This is a genomic window from Streptomyces coeruleoprunus (genome assembly GCF_039542925.1).
Lineage (GTDB): Bacteria > Actinomycetota > Actinomycetes > Streptomycetales > Streptomycetaceae > Streptomyces > Streptomyces coeruleoprunus.
Genome location: NZ_BAABIT010000001.1, coordinates 1,387,283 through 1,404,205, shown reverse-complemented (window position 1 = coordinate 1,404,205; position 16,923 = coordinate 1,387,283). Strand labels below are relative to the sequence as shown.

Below are 16,923 nucleotides of genomic sequence, written 5' to 3'. Positions count from 1 at the left end.
GCCGGCGTTACGTTCGGCCGATGCTGCGGACGTATCGCGAGGTCCTGCGTCTTCTCGGGCCACTGCTTCCGGCGCTCTCCTTCCTCGGCCGGCTCCCCACCGCCATGTGCCAGCTCGGCAGCGTGCTGCTCGTCGCCGAGACGAGCGGCTCGCTCGCCACCGCCGGGCTCGCGGGCGGTGCGCTCGCCGCCGGCCAGACCCTCGGCGGGCCCCTGCTGGGGCGGGCCGCCGACCGGTACGGGCAGCGGCCCGTCGTCCTGACCGCGGCGCCGGCCAACGCGGCGGCCGTCGCCGGGCTCGTCGCGGCGGCCCTGGCGGACGCGGCGACCGGGTGGCTGGTGCTGCTCGGCGCGCTCGCCGGGGCGAGCGTCCCGCAGATCGGCCCGCTGGCCAGGACCCGCTCGGTCGCGCTGGCGCGCGGAGCCGGGGCCGACGACCGGACGGTGGGCGCCGTGCTGTCCTTCGAGGGCACGGTCGACGAGGTGTCGTTCGTGCTCGGCCCCGCCCTGGTGGGCCTCGCCGCGGCCGTCGCCCATCCGGCGGCGGCGCTGCTCGTCGCGTCGGGGCTGCTGGCGGTGTGCGGCACCGCCTTCGCCCTGCACCCGAGCGCCGCACGGGTGGCCCCGGTGCGCACGAAGGCCCGGGACCGTACGGCGCTGCCGGGCGCGGCGTACGCCCTGCGGGTGACGATGGTGCTTCAGGGCGCCATGTTCGGTGCCTGCCAGGCCGGCATCACGGCGCTCACGGCCGCGCTGGGCCGTCCGGAGCAGGCCGGGCTCGTGTACGCGGCGATGGGCGTGATGAGCGCGGCGGCCGGCCTGGCGACGGCGGCCGTACCGGCCCGCGTGGCCCCGCGGGCGCGCTGGCGGGCGGCCACGGCCGCGCTCGTGCTGCTCTCGGCGCCGCTGCTGTGGGTGGACGCCCTGGGGCCGCTGTACGCGGCGGTGGTGGTCCTGGGCGTGGCGTACGCCCCGCACCTGATCACCGTGTTCGGGCTGACCGAACAGATCGTCCCGCCCGGCCGGCTCGCCGAGTGCATGACGTTCCTGACCAGCGGGATCGTCGGCGGGCAGGCCGCGGCCCTGGCCCTGTCGGGGCGGCTCGCGGAGGGCCACGGACCGGCGGCCGCGTTCGCCGTCGCGGTGGCCGGGGCGGTGGCGTGCGCCGCGCTGGCGTGGACCGTGCCGGTCCGCCCGCGCCGCACGCCCCGTATCCCCGGCCCGGCCGCTACGCCGGACGGCGCAGCACCGTCAGGCTCCGCCCGGGGAGCGTGAGCCGGTCGCCGGCCGCGACCTTGTCGCCCTGACCGGGCGGTACGCCCTCGGGGACGCCGGTGTCCACGACGACCTGCCACTGGCGGCCGTGGTTCACCGGCACCAGGAACTCCAGGGCGTCGGCGCTGGCGTTGAACATCAGCAGGAACGAGTCGTCCGAGATCCGCTCGCCGCGGGGGCCCGGCTCCGAGATGGCGTGCCCGTTCAGGAACACCGACAGGGCCTTGGCGTGCGCGGCCTGCCAGTCCCGCGCGGTCATCTCCTTGCCCTCGGGGGTGAACCAGGCGATGTCGGACAGCTCGTCGTGGGTGCCCTCCACGGGCCGGCCGTGGAAGAACCGCCGGCGCCGGAAGACGGGGTGGTCGCGGCGCAGCCACACCATCGCCCGGGTGAACTCCAGCAGCGACCGCGCCTCCTCGGCGTCCTGGTCGGGCCACTCCACCCAGGCCAGTTCGTTGTCCTGGCAGTACGCGTTGTTGTTGCCGCCCTGCGTACGGCCGAACTCGTCGCCGTGGCTGAGCATCGGCACGCCCTGCGACAGCATCAGCGTGGCGATGAAGTTGCGCATCTGGCGCAGCCGCAGTTCGCGCACGTCGGGGTCGTCGGTCTCGCCCTCGACGCCGCAGTTCCAGGACCGGTTGTAGCTCTCGCCGTCCCGGTTGCCCTCGCCGTTGGCCTCGTTGTGCTTCTCGTTGTACGAGACCAGGTCGCGCAGGGTGAAGCCGTCGTGGCAGGTCACGAAGTTCACCGAGGCCAGCGGGCGCCGCCCGTCGTCCTGGTACAGGTCGGAGGAGCCGGTCAGCCGCGAGGCGAACTCGGCGAGCGTCCTCGGCTCGCCCCGCCACAGGTCCCGCACGGTGTCCCGGTACTTGCCGTTCCACTCGGTCCACAGCGGCGGGAAGTTGCCCACCTGGTAGCCGCCCTCGCCGACGTCCCACGGCTCGGCGATCAGCTTGACCTGGCTGACCACCGGGTCCTGCTGCACCAGGTCGAAGAACGACGACAGCCGGTCCACCTCGTGGAACTGCCGGGCGAGGGTCGCCGCCAGGTCGAAGCGGAACCCGTCGACGTGCATCTCCGTCACCCAGTACCGCAGCGAGTCCATGATCAGCTGGAGCACGTGCGGGGACCGCATGAGCAGCGAGTTCCCGGTGCCGGTGGTGTCCATGTAGTACCGGGGGTTGTTCTCGACGAGCCGGTAGTACGAGGGGTTGTCCAGGCCGCGGAAGGAGAGCGTGGGGCCCAGGTGGTTGCCCTCCGCGGTGTGGTTGTAGACCACGTCCAGGATGACCTCGATGCCCGCGTGGTGCAGCGCCCGCACCGCCGATTTGAACTCCAGCACCTGCTGGCCGCGGTCTCCCCAGGACGCGTAGGCGTTGTGCGGGGCGAAGAAGCCGATGGTGTTGTAGCCCCAGTAGTTCGCCATCCCCGCGTCCACCAGCCGGTGGTCGTTGACGAACTGGTGCACCGGCATCAGCTCCAGCGCGGTGACCCCCAGCTCCGTCAGGTGCTCGATGACGGCGGGGTGGGCCAGCCCCGCGTACGTGCCGCGCAGCTCGTCCGGCAGCGCCGGGTGCCGCATGGTCAGGCCCTTGACGTGCGCCTCGTAGATCACCGTCCGGTGGTAGTCCGTGCGCGGCGGGCGGTCGTCGCCCCAGTCGAAGTAGGGGTTGACCACGACCGACGCCATGGTGTGCGGCGCCGAGTCGAGGTCGTTGCGCGAGTCCGGTCTGCCGAAGTGGTAGCCGTACACCGCCTCCCCCCAGCCGACGGAGCCGGCGATCGCCCGCGCGTAGGGGTCGAGGAGCAGCTTCGCGGAGTTGCAGCGCAGCCCCCGCTCCGGCGCGTACGGCCCGTGGACGCGGAACCCGTAGCGCTGCCCCGGCATCACCCCGGGCAGATACGCGTGGCGGACGAACGCGTCGGTCTCGCGCAGCTCGACGGCGGTCTCGGAGCCGTCGTCGTGCAGCAGACACAGCTCGATGCGGTCCGCGGTCTCCGAGAAGACCGCGAAGTTGGTTCCGGCGCCGTCGTACGTGGCGCCGAGCGGATACGCCTGTCCCGGCCAGACCTGCATAGATAAGACTCTTCCACTTCCGATCCGGCTTCAGGGGTTCACTTGGCCGATCCTCCACGAAAGTCGGACGACCTCCTAGGACGCCGGACGGGTCCTACCGGGTGACCGGGGCTTCGTACGCCGAAGCGGGTGACGGGACGACAGGCCCGCCGCAGGCCGGGCGGTATGGCCGGAAATCGCCGATCCTGGGGTGGTGGAACGGGCCACTCCGCTCGCCCTCGGGGTGGCCCCGGATCCGTATGACCATCATCCCGGCGGTGCGTCCGGTTGCCCGGGTCAACCTCGCGTTCCCGGGCGTCCCCCGCGGCGAGGGACGCCTCCCGCGCGGCGCGTCGCCGGGGCCGCGCCCGCGTGGGGAGCGCGCCGGGACGTCCGCCCCCAGCTCACCACTATGAAACCGCTCACTCGCCGTGTTCCCGGAGGCGGGAACCCCCGCGGGAATCAGGGACGTTGGGAAAGGAGCCTGCGCATCCGGCTGCACTGTCTCCCCCTCCCGGAGTACCCTTCCTTGATCGTTGAAGACGGGCGTACGGAAGCAGAAGGCGGTGCGTGGGTGAGCTCGGGAGGGCTGGAGCTGCCCCCAGGTGACTCAGGTCATGAGGGGGACTCCACAGACCCCGCTGATGTCCCGCCCGGCGCGGTCTCCCTCGCCCGGCCGATGGAGATCGGTGCGGAACTGGACTGGGACGCCGAGGACTGGAGCGAGGTGCGCACCCGGGCGCAGCGCGCGGGGCGGGCCTATATCTGGCTGAATCTGGTCGAACAGCGCCTTCGGGCCGTCGTGGCCGCCGTCCTGCGGCCCATCTACGAGCCGATGCACGGCGACGACTGGGTGGTGGCCGCCGCGGGCCCCGCAGGGCAGGAGTGGGTGCAGCGGGCCGTCGCCGTCCGCGAGGTGTCCCGGCGCAAGGGCTACCTCCTGGACCCCGCCGACGACAATGTGCTCAGCTTCCTGACGCTCCCGCAGCTGCGCGAGCTGATGGTGCAGCACTGGCCCTGCTTCGAGCCGTACTTCGACGACCGCCGCGAGGTCGAGCTGGCCCTCGACGAGCTGGAGGTCACCCGGAACGTGGTCTCGCGCAACCGGGCCCTGTCGCGGACGGTGCTCGACCAGTCCGAGCGGGCCTCGGCGCGGCTGCTGGAGATCCTGGGCAGCGGCGCGGGCGTGCCGTCCGCGCACCGGCTGCCGGTGGACGCGGTCGAGGACCTGGTCGGCGACCGGTACGCGGACGTGGTGTCCGTCCACCCCGACCGGGTCCGGCTCCAGCGGCAGCTGCCCGCCGAGGACCTGTTCGGCGGGGCCCGGCGCGTCGACGCCATCGGCATAGGCCTGAACCTGCTCGTGCAGAACTTCTCGGGGCGGCGGCTGGTCCGGCTCGCCGAGTCCGGCTGCCGGATACGGCTGCTGTTCCTCAACCCCGCCAGCAGCGCCGTCAAAAGGCGCGAAAGGGAATTGGGTATCAAAAAGGGCGAACTCAGCCGGTCGGTGGAGATGAACATCCTCCACATGCGGCGCGTGCGCTCCAAGCTCCGCGACCCGGGCGCCTTCGAGATCCAGGTCTTCGACGAGACGCCCCGCTTCACCGCCTACCTCGTGGACGGGGACGGCCCCGACGGCGTCGGCATCGTCCAGTCGTACCTGCGCCGGGCCCGCGGCATGGAGGCGCCCGTCCTCGTGCTGCGCGGCGGACGGCGGCCGGTCGTCACCTCCGCCTCGGGCACCGAACACGGACTCTTCGAGACCTACCGCGAGGAGTTCGAGTCGTTCTGGGCGGATTCGCGGCCCGTGTCCTGACGGTCGGTTCGGGGGCGCGTCCTGACGGTGGCCCCGGCGGCGATGCGTTGTCAGTGGCCCGTGCGAGGGTGAAGGCCCACTGGGGGAGGGCGCCGCACCCTGGGCGCCACGAAGGAGGATCGGCATGCGCTGGCACGGGGAGACGCTGGTCGGGTTCGACCTGGAGACGACGGGCACGGAACCGCTGGAGGCGAGAATCGTCACCGCCGCGGTCGTGGAGGTGCGCGGCGGGCGGACGCTCGCCTGCCGCGAATGGCTCGCCGACCCCGGGGTCCGCATCCCCGCGCAGGCCTCCGCCATCCACGGCATCAGCAGCGAGCGGGCCGCCGCCGAGGGACGGCCGGCCCGCGAGGTCGCCGACGAGGTCGCGGACGCCCTCGTCGGACACTGGCAGCGAGGCGTCCCGGTCGTCGCGTACAACGCGGCCTTCGACCTGACGCTGCTGTCCGCCGAGTTGCGGCGGCACGGGCTGCCCTCGCTCGGCGAGCGGCTCGGCGGCGTCCCCGTCGGGCCGGTCATCGACCCGTACACCATCGACCGGGCCGTCGACCGCTACCGCCGCGGCAAGCGCAACCTGGAGGCCGTCTGCGCCGAGTACGGCGTGGTGCTGGACGGCGCCCACGAGGCGACCGCCGACGCGCGGGCCGCCGTCCTGGTGGCCTGCGCGATAGCCGAGCGGCACGCCTCGGTCGCGGAGCTGTCACCGGGCGAGCTGCACGTGCGCCAAGTGGCGTGGTACGCCGAGTGGGCGGCCGACTTCCAGCGGTTCCTGCGCCGGAAGGGCACCCCGGACGCGGTCATCGACCCGGCCTGGCCGCTGCGGGCACCCGCACCGGTGGCCGGCTGAAGGCCATCGGCCCATTGGCCCCTCGGCCATTGGCCCCTCGGCCTCGGCCCCTCGGCCTCGGCCCCTCGGCCTCGGCCCCTCGGCCTCGGCCCCTCGGCCTCGGGCCGTCGGCTGGACGGCCATCGACCACTGGCCGTCGGCTGAACGGCCATCGACCACCGGCCGTCGGCTGAACGGCCCCCGGCCCCCGGCCCCCGGGACGGCGTGCGACACGGGGAAGGCTTGTGAGGCCCTTCACGTGGTGTGCGTCACGGCGTGTGCTCGGCGAGGAAGTCGAGCAGGATGGCGTTCACCCGCTCCGGCGCCTCCAGCTGGAGCCAGTGGCCCGCGCCGTCGATGCTCTCGTACCGCCAGGATCCCTCCACGTACTTGCCGGTGCCGCTCATCGACACCTCGGTGAGGAACCGGTCGCCGCTGCTCCACAGGCCGAGGACCGGACCGCGCAGCGGCGGGAGCGGCTGCCGGGGGCCGAACATCGCCTCGGGCGGCAGTCCTGCCCGGTAGATGGAGAGGGCGGGGGTCAGCGCACCCGGGGCGGTCAGCCGGGCGACGACCTCCTCGCGGTCGGGGTGCTCGGCCAGGAACTCGTGGGCGTTGGCGCAGCCGTCCCGCGTCAGCCAGTCCTCCGCCAGCCCCTCGAGCTGGAACAGCTGCATGTACCAGGACCAGCGGCGCTGCTCCCAGCCCGCGTCCCCATACGCGCCCAGATTGCCCACGGACAGCAGGGACAGGCTCGCCACGCGGTCCGGCGCGGTGAGCGCGAGCCGCTGCACGATGCCGGACCCCCAGTCGTGGCCCACGAGATGGACCCGGTCGACCCCTTGGCGGTCGAGCAGCTCCAGCAGGTCGGCGACCGAATGGGACGGGTCGTACGCCGCGGTCGTGAGCGGCCGGTCGGAGCCGCCGAAGCCCCGGAGGTCCGGGGCGATCGTGCGGTACCCGGCGGCGTTCAGTGCCGGCACCTGGTGGCGCCAGCAGTCATGGGTGTCCGGGAAGCCGTGCACCAGCAGGACGGCGGGCCCGGTCCCGCGGTCCTCGACCTCCAGCGTCACATCGTTCAGTTCCACACGCATCGGCAATGCCCCCGTGGTGATGAGGAGTTGGGTCGGCCGTCAGCCTATCCGCGATGCCGGTACCGGGAACGGGGCGTCAGAACGGGTACCAGCGGACCTCCGGGTCGCCGTCCCGCAGGGACGCCACCCGCCGCCGGAATTCGGCCAGCGCCTTGGGGTTGGCCGGGGCGTGCTGGGCGACCCAGGCGCAGCTGGCCGTCTCGCGGGCGCCGCGCAGCACGGCGCAGCCCTCCCAGTCGCGCACGTCCCAGCCGTACGCCTCCGTGAACGCGTCGTACGCCGCGGGGTCGAGCCCGTAGCGGTCGCGGGAGAGGGCGAGCACCACGAGGTCGTGCTCGCGCAGGTCGGAGGAGAAGGTCTCCAGGTCGACCAGGACCGGGCCGTCGGGGCCGATGTGCACATTGCGCGGCAGGGCGTCGCCGTGGATGGGGCCCGGTGCCAGCCGCGGGGTGAGCGCGGCCGCTGCGGCGGCGAAGCCGTCCCTGCGCTCGCGCAGGTACGCGGCGTCCGCCGGGTCGACGGCGTCGCCGGCCAGGCGCAGCCACCGCTCCACCCCGCCCAGCAGCTCGCGGCGGGGCAGCGTGAACGGCGGGGCGGGCAGCTCGTGCACCGCCCGCAGCAGCGGCGCCAGGTCCCGCGGCTGCGCGGGCCGTACGGCGGGAGGCAGCCGGTGCCAGACGGTCACCGGGTGGCCGTTCACCAGCCGGGCCCCGGGCTCCGCCGCCCGTACCGCCGGAACGCCCGCCTCCGCGAGCCAGGCGGCGACGGCCAGCTCCCGCTCGGCCCGCTCCAGCAGCTCGGCGCTCCGGCCGACCTTCACCACGCGGTCGCCGACGGCGAACACCGCGTTCTCGCCCAGCGCCAGCAACTCGGCGCCGTCGACGCCCGTGCCCGCGCCCGCGACGGATCCCGCGGCTTCCAGGGCCTTCCGGGCCCGCGCCTCGTCCATGTCTTTTCCCGCTCCTCACCTGCGACGGGTGCGACGGTGGCACCCGTACGGATTCCGGCCAGTCTCGCACTTGGAGGCTCGTTACCGAACATTGGGCTGGACGATACGTCTCGTCTCGTTTAGAGTGGGCGCATGACGACAACGCGCCGTGCCCATATCGCCATGTTCTCCATCGCCGCCCACGGGCACGTGAACCCGAGCCTCGAGGTCATCCGGGAACTCGGCGCCCGAGGGCACCGCGTCAGCTACGCGATCCCCGCCGCCTTCGCGGACAAGGTCGCCGCCACCGGCGCCGAGCCGGTGATCTACCACTCCACGCTCCCCACCGACGAGGACCCGGACGCGTGGGGCACCGAACTCGTCGACAACCTGGAGCCGTTCCTCGACGACGCCGTCCAGGCCCTGCCCCGGCTCGCCGACGCCTTCGCCGGCGACGAGCCCGACCTGGTCCTGCACGACATCACCTCGTACCCGGCCCGGGTCCTCGCCCACCGCTGGGGCGTGCCCGCCGTCTCCCTCTCCCCGAACCTGGTCGCCTGGGACGGCTACGAGGAGGAGGTCGGCGTCCCCATGACCGCCCAACTGCTGGCCACCGAGCGCGGCCGCGCCTACCACGCCCGGTTCACCGCCTGGCTCGCCGAGAACGGCATCGACTCCGGCCCGGAGGCGTTCACCGCGCGCCCGCGCCGCAGCCTCGTCCTCATCCCCAAGGCCCTCCAGCCGTACGCCGACCGCGTCGACGAGTCCGTCCACACCTTCGTCGGCGCCTGCCAGGGCGACCGTGCCGAGCAGGGCGACTGGCAGCGGCCCGACGGCGCCGAGCGCGTGCTGCTCGTCTCGCTCGGGTCCGCCAACACCAAGCAGCCCGCCTTCTACCGCGACTGCGTCAAGGCCTTCGGCGACCTGCCCGGCTGGCACGTCGTCCTCCAGATCGGCCGGTACGTCGACCCCGCCGAGCTGGGCGACGTGCCCGGCAACATCGAGGTCCACCCGTGGGTGCCGCAACTGGCGGTCCTGCGGCAGGCCGACGCGTTCATCACGCACGCCGGCGCCGGCGGCAGCCAGGAGGGCCTGGCCACCGGCACGCCCATGGTCGCCGTGCCGCTGATGACCGATCAGTTCGGCAACGCCGACATGCTGGTCGGCCTCGGCGTCGCCCGCAGGCTCTCGATGGCCGACGCCACCGCCGACGACCTGCGGACCGCCGTCCTGGAACTGGCCGACGACCCCGAGGTGGCGCGCCGGCTGGACACCATCCGGGCGCAGATGGCGGAGGAGGGCGGCACGCGGCGCGCGGCCGACCTCATCGAGGCGGAGCTGCCGTCGGCCTGATGCCGAGGTGGCATCGCCGCCCGGAGCCGTCGCGCCGTGACGTCCCGTCCCCGTGCGGCCCTCCGCCGGAGGGGCCGCCTGGGGAGTGTCCGGCGGATCATGCCGACATCGCTGGGCGGTGCCTTTGACTGCTGGTGAGCGGGGTCTGGTGCGTGCGGCTGCAAGGCGGAGGAGGGAGGGATGGCGGAGCCATCGCGACCGACGACAACGCCGCTGGGGGTCCCCCCTGCCCGTCAGGGCTTGGGGGAGGGCGTGCCAGGCCCCGCGGCCCAGGCATGATCCGCCGGACACGACCTAGGGTGGGGCCATGACGATCCGATACGCCGCCCTCCTGCGCGGAATCAATGTGGGCGGGTCCAGGAAAGTGCCCATGGCCGAGCTGCGCACCGTCCTGACCGAACTGGGCCACGGCGATGTACGGACCTACCTCCAATCCGGCAACGCCGTCTTCACCGGCACCTCCGGCGTCGGCGAGGACACGCTCGCCGCCGACCTGGAGAAGGCCATGGAGCGGCACTTCGGCTTCCCCGTCGCATGCCTCGTCAGGAGCGCGGAGTACCTGCGGGCCGTCGTCGACGACTGCCCCTTCCCGGCCGCCGAGCTGGAGCCGAAGCAGCTGCACGTCACGTACCTGTCCGAGCAGGTCGACCCGGACCGGTTCGCGTCACTCGACCCGTCCGCCCACCTCCCCGAGGAGTTCCGGATCGGCGACCGGGCGCTGTACCTGTACCTGCCGGACGGGATGGGCCGTTCCAAGCTCGCCGAGGCCCTCGCCCGCCCCGCCGTCTTCAAGGGGCTCGTCGCCACCACCCGCAACTGGAACACGGTGGTCAAGCTGGCGGAACTCACCGCCGAGGAGTGACCGGCAGCCGGGAGTGACCGGAGTGGCCCACCGCCCCGTACCGTAAATGGCCCAGGGGCGGTGGCCACCGGCGCACTAGCCTCCTCACCATGACGACCACCGAACAGCCCCGCACCGCCGTCGACTTCTGGTTCGACCCCGCCTGCCCCTTCGCCTGGATCACCTCCCGCTGGATCCTCGAAGTGGAAGCCCACCGCGACCTCGACGTCCGCTTCCACGTCATGAGCCTGTACCTGCACAACATCGGCAACGACCTGCCCGACTGGTACCGGGACCTCGTCGACCGGTCCCTCGGGCCGGTACGGGTCGCCGCCGCGGCGGCCGAGCGGTACGGCCGGCCCGTACTGCGGGACCTGTACACGGCGCTGGGCACCCGCATCCACCGCGACAAGAACGGGGACTTCGACGAGGTTACCGCCCAGGCGCTGGCCGAACTCGGCCTCCCCGCCGACCTCGCGGCCGCCGCCCACGACCCGGCCCTCGACGAGGCCGTCCGCCGCAGCCACGACGCGGGCAAGGACCCCGCCGCCGACGCCTACGTGGGCACGCCGACCCTCCACGTCGACGGCGCCGTGTGGTTCGGCCCCGTCCTCAACTCCATTCCGCGCGGCGAGAAGGCAGCCCGCCTCTTCGACGCCTTCCGCACCCTCGCCGGCCACGACGACTTCTTCGAGATGAAGCGCACCCGCGTCGGCAGCCTCGACTTCTCCTGACCTCCGCCGAGGGACCTGCCACAGGACGGGTGTCAGGTCTGGCGCAGCGGCTCGTACGCCTCGGCGGCCAGACCGAACGTCCAGGCCACGCCCTCCTTCGCCGTCCTGGTCGCGGGCGGCACCCGCAGCCAGTACGTACGGCTCGTCCCGTCCGGCTCCGGCGTGGAGTTCACCACCTCCACCATCACCACGTCCTCGTCGTCCGGCAGCGGTATCCGCCACAGCACACCCGTCTCGTCCCGGTGCACCGGCTGCGCGCCCGACTCCTGGAGATAGCGGTCGTAGCCGTAGTGCTCCAGCATCACCCGGCGCAGCTCCGCGTTCTCCTCGTCCCGGATCCGCTCCGGCGTGAGCGCGGCCAGCTCGTCGAGGAACGCCGCGGGCACCGGCATGCCCCGCCAGGCGTGCAGCGCGAAGCCGTCCGGGTACGCGAGGGCCGGGCCGTCGCCGCGGTCGAGGCGGCCCGCCTCGTCCCGGTGCAGCTCGACCGGGCGCTCGCAGACGACGGCCAGCCGCTCGTACGGCCACCACCAGCCGGCCGACCGGGCGACCGCGGCCAGCCCGTCCAGCGGCGAACCGGCGCCCGTGTCGAACGCGCACAGCCAGGCCGCGTCGTGCTGGCCGAGCACCGCGTCCAGGAGCAGCAGCCGGATCGCGGCCTCCTCCGCCCGGTCCCCGGCGACCCCCTCCACCAGGCCCGCGCCGATACGGTCCGTCAACTGCCGCGTCGTCTCCCACAGCCGGGCGCCCGTCACGCCCCACCGCCGCGTCCAGCCCTGCGGGCCGAGCCGGTCGTGCAGCCGGCTCCGCTCGGCCGCCCACGGCGTGCTGCGCACCGCGTCCCGCACGCTGCGGCCCCGCGCCTCCGGCCCGCAGTCACCGTCGTGCGCGTCCCGCAGCAGCCGCAGCGCCTCACGGGGCGAGCCGGCCCAGACGATCCGCTCCGGTTCCGCCAGCCCCGCCCGGCGGTACGCGAGGCGCACGCCGGCCTCCGCCGCCGCCCGGTCCGCCGCTCCCGTGGCCGTGGCGGCCGCCCTCCACCGCTCGACGCCGTCGGCCACCTGCTCCGCGTCCGTCACACCCGCTGCCCTCATCGCACCCGTACCGTCCGTTGTTGCCGTCCTGGTCGTCATGTCCCGCGCCCCCTCAGTCCGCCACGACGCGTACCGAACCCGGCACGTACTCGCGCTGGCGCACCACCCGGTACCAGCCCTTCGGCAGCGGAATCGCCGCGTGCTCCTCGTGCACCACCCGTCCGCCGTCCGGCAGGTGGAGCAGCATCGGCCCGAACGGGCCCGCCTCGCGCACGAGTCGGCCCGGGCCCAGCACCGCGTGGGCGTGCCCCGTCACCTCGCCCAGCGCCAGCACCAGCCTGCCCCGCGCGTCCCTCGGCTCCTCCGGCGCGCCGGCCGCCGTGGCGTGCGCCGGCACCGCCGACTCCTCGATCGGCACGATGAGCACATCCCCCTGCCGGTACATACGTGTTCCCTTCCCCCGCGCCGCCCGGTGCGCCGCGTCGATTCCGACGGTAGGGCGAGGGTCTGACAACGGCCGTACGACCGCCCCTGCCCCCGGCGCTGTCAGTGGCGCTTGCTACAACTTGCAGCGCATCGACAACGATCGGCGAGGAGTGGCAGGGCATGACCTGGGCGCAACATCTGCGGGAGTCGTACGGACTGCCCGTCTTCGACTTCCCCGCGGCCGACGACGACACCGAGCCGCCGGGCGACGCGGCGGAACTGCCCGCGGCCGACGCCGTCGCGTGGCGGATCGCGGCCGACACGTACGACAGCGAGGAGAGCTGGCCGGAGGCCTTCGCCCGGTTCTGCGCCGCCGTCGACACCACCCGCGTGCGGTCCATCGTCGTCGGCGCCTGGCCCGACGCCTACGACTCCGGCCCCGAGCCGGTGATCGAGGCGCTGCTCGACGCGCGGGCGAAGCTGCCCGCCCTGCGCGCCCTGTTCCTGGGCGACATGGAGTCCGAGGAGTGCGAGATCTCCTGGATCAACCAGGGCGACGTCAAGCCGCTCCTCGACGGCTTCCCCGAGCTGGAGGAGTTCGGGGTGCGCGGCGGCAGCGGCCTCGTCATCCCCGCGCTCACGCACCGGAACCTGCGCTCCCTCACCGTCGAGACCGGCGGCATGCCGGCCGCGGCCGTGCGGGGCGTCGCCGGCAGCGACCTGCCCGCCCTCGAACACCTCGACCTGTGGCTCGGCACGTCCGAGTACGGCGGGGACAGCGAGGCGGCGGACGTGGCGCCGATCCTCACGGGGACGCGGCTGCCGCGCCTGCGCCACCTGGCGCTGCGCAACAGCGAGATCCAGGACGAGATCGCCGCCGCCGTGGCCTCCGCGCCCGTCGTCGCCCGGCTGGACGTCCTCGACCTGTCCATGGGCGTCCTCACCGACGAGGGCGCTGCCGCGCTGCTCGCCGGACAGCCGCTCACGCACCTCAAGAAGCTCGACCTGCACCACAACTACCTCAGCGACGCGCTCAGGGACCGCTTCCGCGCCTCCCTGGAGACCGCGGGCGTCACCCTCGACCTCGACACGGACGGCGCCGACGAGGACGAGTGGGACGGCCGCGTCTGGCGCTTCGTCGCGGTCGGCGAGTGACGGACCGGCCATGACGGATCGAACGCCGCGCCGGGCACCGCGGTTCGCGGTCGTCGGCAACCCGGAGAACCGCCGCGTCGCCCTGTTCTCGCGCGCCGTGCGGGACGCCGGGCTGCCCGCGCCCCGGGTCGTGCCGTGGACGGCCGTGCTGCGCGACGGCGGCGCGGCGTTCGCACCCGACGAGGTCGTCCGCCTCGACTCGCCCGGCGAGAACGACGCGGTGGACCGGGCCCTGCGGGACGTCGACGACCCCACACGGGTCGAGGGCGGCGCCCGCTGGTACGCCCGGTTCACCGCCGCCGTCGGCACCCTGACCGGCGGTGTCCGCCTGGACGACCCCGGTGAGCTGGCCGTCCTGTTCGACAAGCGGCGCTGCCATGAAGCCCTGAGCCGCGCCGGGGTGCCGGTGCCCGAGTCGCCCACGTCGGGGGACCGGACGCCCGTACGCGGCTGGGACGACGTACGGGCCCTGCTGGACCGGCACGCCATGCCCCGTGCCTTCGTCAAACCCGCCCACGGCTCGTCCGCCTCCGGTGTCCTCGCCGTCGAGACGGCCGGACGCGGCAGGATCCGGGCGACCACCTCCGTCGAGGCGGTGGACGGCCGGCTGTACAACTCGCTGCGCGTGCGCCGCATCACGAGCGAGCACGAGGTGGCCGCCCTGGTCGACGCGCTCGCGCCCGACGGGCTGCACGTGGAGCGGTGGTGGCCCAAGGCGTCCCAGGGCGGCCGTGTCACGGACCTGCGGGTCGTGGTCGTCGCCGGCCGCGCCACGCACGCCGTGGTGCGCACCAGCCGCTCACCCATGACCAACCTCCACCTCGGCGGGCGGCGCGGCGACCTGGCCGCCGTCGTCGGGGCCGCGGGGCCGCACTGGGCGGAGGCCCTGCAGATCTGCGAGCGCGCCGCGGACCGCTTCCCCGGCACGCTGTGCGTCGGCGTCGACCTGCTGCCGGCTATCGGCTGGCGCCGGTTCGCCGTCGGCGAGGTCAACGCCTTCGGCGACCTCCTGCCGGGCCTGACCGGCCTGCCCGGCGGGGGAGCGGAGGGCCGTGACACGTACGCCGCCCAAGTCGCCGCCGTACTGCAGAACCGGCTGCCGGTGCGCCGACCGGCGACGAATCAGCCGGCGCCGGACCGACCGGCGCCGGACCGACCGGCGGGGACGGCCACGAACCACCCGGCAAGGAACCACCGTGCGAGGAACCACCGTGCAAGCACCTGACACCACCCCCGGCCCGCCGCCCGACATGAACGAGGTCGTCGGCCGCGACGACCTGCTCCTCGTCACACTCGACACCCTCCGCCACGACGTCGCCGCCGAACTGGCCGCCGACGGACGCCTCCCCAACCTCGCCCGCCACCTGCCCGGCGGCGCCTGGGAGAAGCGGCACGCACCCGGCAGCTTCACCTACGCCTCCCACCAGGCGATGTTCGCCGGGTTCCTGCCCACGCCCGCCGCGCCCGGGCCGCACCCGCGGCTGTTCGCCGCGCGCTTCGCGGGCAGTGAGACCACCGCCGGGCGCACCTACGTCTTCGACACGCCCGACCTGGTGTCCGGCCTCGCGGCGGCCGGATACCGCACGGTGTGCGTCGGCGGCGTCGGCTTCTTCAACAAGCAGGGCGCGCTGGGCGACGTCCTGCCCGGCATGTTCCAGGAGAGCCACTGGGAGCCCGCGTTCGGCGTGGCCTCCCCGACCTCCTTCGAGGCGCAGGTGGAGCGGGCCGAGCAGGTCGTCGCCGCGCTCCCCGCCGAGCAGCGGCTCTTCCTCTTCCTCAACGTCTCCGCGCTGCACCAGCCCAACTGGTTCCACCTGCCCGGCGCCACCCGCGAGGCCGGCGACAGCCGTGCCACGCACGCCGCCGCCCTCCAGTACGTCGACCGGCACATCGGCCGCCTCTTCCGGGCGATGAGCTCCCGCCGCCGCTGCTTCGCCATCGTGTGCTCCGACCACGGGACCACGTACGGCGACGACGGCTACACCGGCCACCGCCTCGGCCACGAGGCCGTGTGGACCGTGCCGTACGCCCACTTCTTCCTGGAGCCGTCCGCATGACCGGCCACGTCCGCCCGTACCGGAGCTACGTCTACGCCTACCCGCACAAGACCGCCTACCGGCCCCTCCCGGAACCCGGGCCCGCCCTGCGGGACCTGTGGCGCGACGAGCGCAAGGACGCCCTCTCGCTCTACCTCCACATCCCGTTCTGCGAGGTCCGCTGCGGCTTCTGCAACCTCTTCACCCGCATCGGCGCACCCGACGAGCTGACCGGCCGATACCTCGACGCCCTCGACCGGCAGGCCACCGCCGTCCGCGACGCGCTCGGGGACACCGCGCCCGTACGCTTCGCCAACGCCGCGTTCGGCGGCGGCACCCCCACCTTCCTGGAGGCCGCCGAGCTGGAGCGGCTCTGCGACATCGCGGAGAAGCGCATGGGCGCCGACCTGCGCGCGATCCCGCTGTCCGTCGAGGCCTCGCCCGCCACCGCCACCGCCGACCGGCTCGCCGTCCTCGCCGAGCGCGGCACCACCCGGCTCAGCCTCGGCGTGCAGAGCTTCGTCGACGAGGAGGCCCGCGCCGCGGTCCGGCCCCAGCGGCGGGCCGACGTCGACGCGGCCCTCGCCCGGATCCGGGACGCCCGCATCCCCGTCCTCAACATCGACCTCATCTACGGCATCGACGGCCAGACCCCCGCCAGCTGGCGCACCTCGCTGGACGCGGCGCTCGCCTGGCAGCCCGAGGAGCTGTACCTCTACCCGCTGTACGTGCGCCCCCTCACCGGCCTCGCCCGCCGCACCGCCGTCACCGACCGGGACTGGGACGAACAGCGCCTGAGCCTCTACCGGCAGGGCCGCGACCACCTCCTCGCCCACGGCTACGAGCAGGTGTCCATGCGGATGTTCCGCCGGCCCGGCGCACCGGCGCAGGGACCCGACGACCACGCCTGCCAGACCGACGGCATGATCGGCCTCGGCTGCGGGGCCCGCTCCTACACCTCCACGCTCCACTACTCCTTCGACTACGCGGTCGACATGGGCCATATACGGGCGATCATCGACGCCTACACGGGCACCGAGGACTTCACCCGGGCCGTGCACGGCCGGTACGTCGACGGGGACGAGGCGCGCCGGCGTCACCTCCTCCAGTCGCTGCTCCAGGCCAGGGGCATGCCCCTCGCCGACTACCGGGACCGGTTCGGGGCGGAGCCGTACGACGACTTCCCCGCGGAGCTGGCCGCGTTCGCCGCGCGCGGCTGGCTGGACGACGACGCGCCCGACGGGCTGCTGCGCCTCTCCCCGGAGGGCCTCGCCCACTCCGACGCGCTGGGACCCGAGCTGTTCTCCGCCGAGGTACGGGCCGCGATGGCCGCGTACGCCGTCAAGTAGC

General features: G+C 73.9%; 15 protein-coding genes. 10 read left to right on the top strand and 5 right to left on the bottom strand.

Going from position 1 to position 16,923, the window contains the following annotated elements; all coding sequences use genetic code 11:
- The first annotated feature begins 20 nt into the window (after positions 1-20).
- The gene (locus ABEB09_RS06100) at positions 21-1,274 is read left to right on the top strand and encodes an MFS transporter (RefSeq protein ID WP_345687857.1); all 1,254 of its coding nucleotides are present in this window, start codon (positions 21-23) and stop codon (positions 1,272-1,274) included.
- Here ABEB09_RS06100 and glgX read toward each other — a convergent pair.
- Positions 1,228-3,351 carry a glycogen debranching protein GlgX gene (gene glgX / locus ABEB09_RS06095; RefSeq protein ID WP_345687855.1) on the bottom strand — a complete coding sequence of 708 codons (2,124 nt, stop codon included), beginning with the start codon at positions 3,349-3,351 and terminating at the stop codon, positions 1,228-1,230. The two genes, ABEB09_RS06100 and glgX, sit on opposite strands and share 47 nt — an antisense overlap.
- 553 nt (positions 3,352-3,904) lie before the next feature.
- On the opposite strand from glgX, the gene ABEB09_RS06090 reads away from it, so the two are divergent.
- Positions 3,905-5,146, top strand: coding sequence for an SAV2148 family HEPN domain-containing protein (locus tag ABEB09_RS06090; protein WP_345687853.1), 1,242 nt, complete (start codon positions 3,905-3,907; stop codon positions 5,144-5,146).
- A 124-nt stretch (positions 5,147-5,270) separates the two neighbouring features.
- On the top strand, positions 5,271-5,993 hold the full coding sequence (locus ABEB09_RS06085; protein WP_345687851.1) for a 3'-5' exonuclease: 723 nt from the start codon (positions 5,271-5,273) through the stop codon (positions 5,991-5,993).
- A gap of 248 nt (positions 5,994-6,241) precedes the next feature.
- Here the strand turns inward: ABEB09_RS06085 and ABEB09_RS06080 are convergent, their stop codons facing one another.
- Positions 6,242-7,066, bottom strand: a complete 825-nt coding sequence (locus ABEB09_RS06080; RefSeq protein WP_345687849.1) for an alpha/beta fold hydrolase — start codon at positions 7,064-7,066, stop codon at positions 6,242-6,244.
- Positions 7,067-7,142: 76 nt separating this feature from the next.
- Positions 7,143-8,015, bottom strand: coding sequence for a phosphotransferase enzyme family protein (locus tag ABEB09_RS06075; RefSeq protein WP_345687847.1), 873 nt, complete (start codon positions 8,013-8,015; stop codon positions 7,143-7,145).
- A gap of 132 nt (positions 8,016-8,147) precedes the next feature.
- Between ABEB09_RS06075 and mgt the strand changes: the two genes are divergently transcribed.
- The 3 genes from mgt (at position 8,148) to ABEB09_RS06060 (ending at position 10,922) form a co-directional block, all read left to right on the top strand.
- On the top strand, positions 8,148-9,347 hold the full coding sequence (gene mgt, locus ABEB09_RS06070; RefSeq protein ID WP_345687845.1) for a macrolide-inactivating glycosyltransferase: 1,200 nt from the start codon (positions 8,148-8,150) through the stop codon (positions 9,345-9,347).
- 307 nt (positions 9,348-9,654) lie between these two features.
- Positions 9,655-10,209, top strand: a complete 555-nt coding sequence (locus ABEB09_RS06065; protein WP_345687843.1) for a DUF1697 domain-containing protein — start codon at positions 9,655-9,657, stop codon at positions 10,207-10,209.
- A gap of 89 nt (positions 10,210-10,298) precedes the next feature.
- The gene (locus tag ABEB09_RS06060; RefSeq protein ID WP_345687841.1) at positions 10,299-10,922 is read left to right on the top strand and encodes a mycothiol-dependent nitroreductase Rv2466c family protein; all 624 of its coding nucleotides are present in this window, start codon (positions 10,299-10,301) and stop codon (positions 10,920-10,922) included.
- A gap of 32 nt (positions 10,923-10,954) precedes the next feature.
- Here the strand turns inward: ABEB09_RS06060 and ABEB09_RS06055 are convergent, their stop codons facing one another.
- Together ABEB09_RS06055 and ABEB09_RS06050 are read right to left on the bottom strand one after the other, a co-directional pair.
- Positions 10,955-12,016: a DUF6745 domain-containing protein gene (locus ABEB09_RS06055; protein WP_345693851.1), complete on the bottom strand. Its 1,062-nt coding sequence runs from the start codon at positions 12,014-12,016 to the stop codon at positions 10,955-10,957.
- 52 nt (positions 12,017-12,068) lie between these two features.
- Entirely contained in the window at positions 12,069-12,401 is a 333-nt protein-coding gene (locus ABEB09_RS06050) for a hypothetical protein (RefSeq protein ID WP_345687839.1), read from the bottom strand.
- A gap of 161 nt (positions 12,402-12,562) precedes the next feature.
- Between ABEB09_RS06050 and ABEB09_RS06045 the strand changes: the two genes are divergently transcribed.
- Genes ABEB09_RS06045 through ABEB09_RS06030 form a run of 4 tightly spaced genes read left to right on the top strand, consistent with a single transcriptional unit; the run spans position 12,563 to position 16,922 of the window.
- On the top strand, positions 12,563-13,537 hold the full coding sequence (locus ABEB09_RS06045; RefSeq protein ID WP_345687838.1) for an STM4015 family protein: 975 nt from the start codon (positions 12,563-12,565) through the stop codon (positions 13,535-13,537).
- Between the two features lie 10 nt (positions 13,538-13,547).
- Entirely contained in the window at positions 13,548-14,762 is a 1,215-nt protein-coding gene (locus tag ABEB09_RS06040) for an STM4014 family protein (protein WP_345687836.1), read from the top strand.
- A 25-nt stretch (positions 14,763-14,787) separates the two neighbouring features.
- The gene (locus tag ABEB09_RS06035) at positions 14,788-15,594 is read left to right on the top strand and encodes an STM4013/SEN3800 family hydrolase (protein WP_345693850.1); all 807 of its coding nucleotides are present in this window, start codon (positions 14,788-14,790) and stop codon (positions 15,592-15,594) included.
- Positions 15,591-16,922, top strand: a complete 1,332-nt coding sequence (locus ABEB09_RS06030) for an STM4012 family radical SAM protein (protein WP_345687834.1) — start codon at positions 15,591-15,593, stop codon at positions 16,920-16,922. Before ABEB09_RS06035 ends, ABEB09_RS06030 begins: the two co-directional genes overlap by 4 nt.
- Position 16,923 lies beyond the last annotated feature (1 nt).

Excerpts from the sequence above, each read along its gene's own strand:
- ABEB09_RS06100 (WP_345687857.1), top strand. The coding sequence starts at position 21 with ATGCTGCGGACGTATCGCGAGGTCCTGCGTCTTCTCGGGCCACTGCTT.
- glgX (WP_345687855.1), bottom strand. The coding sequence starts at position 3,351 with ATGCAGGTCTGGCCGGGACAGGCGTATCCGCTCGGCGCCACGTACGAC.
- ABEB09_RS06085 (WP_345687851.1), top strand. The coding sequence starts at position 5,271 with ATGCGCTGGCACGGGGAGACGCTGGTCGGGTTCGACCTGGAGACGACG.
- ABEB09_RS06080 (WP_345687849.1), bottom strand. The coding sequence starts at position 7,066 with ATGCGTGTGGAACTGAACGATGTGACGCTGGAGGTCGAGGACCGCGGG.
- ABEB09_RS06075 (WP_345687847.1), bottom strand. The coding sequence starts at position 8,015 with ATGGACGAGGCGCGGGCCCGGAAGGCCCTGGAAGCCGCGGGATCCGTC.
- mgt (WP_345687845.1), top strand. The coding sequence starts at position 8,148 with ATGACGACAACGCGCCGTGCCCATATCGCCATGTTCTCCATCGCCGCC.
- ABEB09_RS06065 (WP_345687843.1), top strand. The coding sequence starts at position 9,655 with ATGACGATCCGATACGCCGCCCTCCTGCGCGGAATCAATGTGGGCGGG.
- ABEB09_RS06060 (WP_345687841.1), top strand. The coding sequence starts at position 10,299 with ATGACGACCACCGAACAGCCCCGCACCGCCGTCGACTTCTGGTTCGAC.
- ABEB09_RS06055 (WP_345693851.1), bottom strand. The coding sequence starts at position 12,016 with ATGAGGGCAGCGGGTGTGACGGACGCGGAGCAGGTGGCCGACGGCGTC.
- ABEB09_RS06050 (WP_345687839.1), bottom strand. The coding sequence starts at position 12,401 with ATGTACCGGCAGGGGGATGTGCTCATCGTGCCGATCGAGGAGTCGGCG.
- ABEB09_RS06045 (WP_345687838.1), top strand. The coding sequence starts at position 12,563 with ATGACCTGGGCGCAACATCTGCGGGAGTCGTACGGACTGCCCGTCTTC.
- ABEB09_RS06040 (WP_345687836.1), top strand. The coding sequence starts at position 13,548 with ATGACGGATCGAACGCCGCGCCGGGCACCGCGGTTCGCGGTCGTCGGC.
- ABEB09_RS06035 (WP_345693850.1), top strand. The coding sequence starts at position 14,788 with ATGAACGAGGTCGTCGGCCGCGACGACCTGCTCCTCGTCACACTCGAC.
- ABEB09_RS06030 (WP_345687834.1), top strand. The coding sequence starts at position 15,591 with ATGACCGGCCACGTCCGCCCGTACCGGAGCTACGTCTACGCCTACCCG.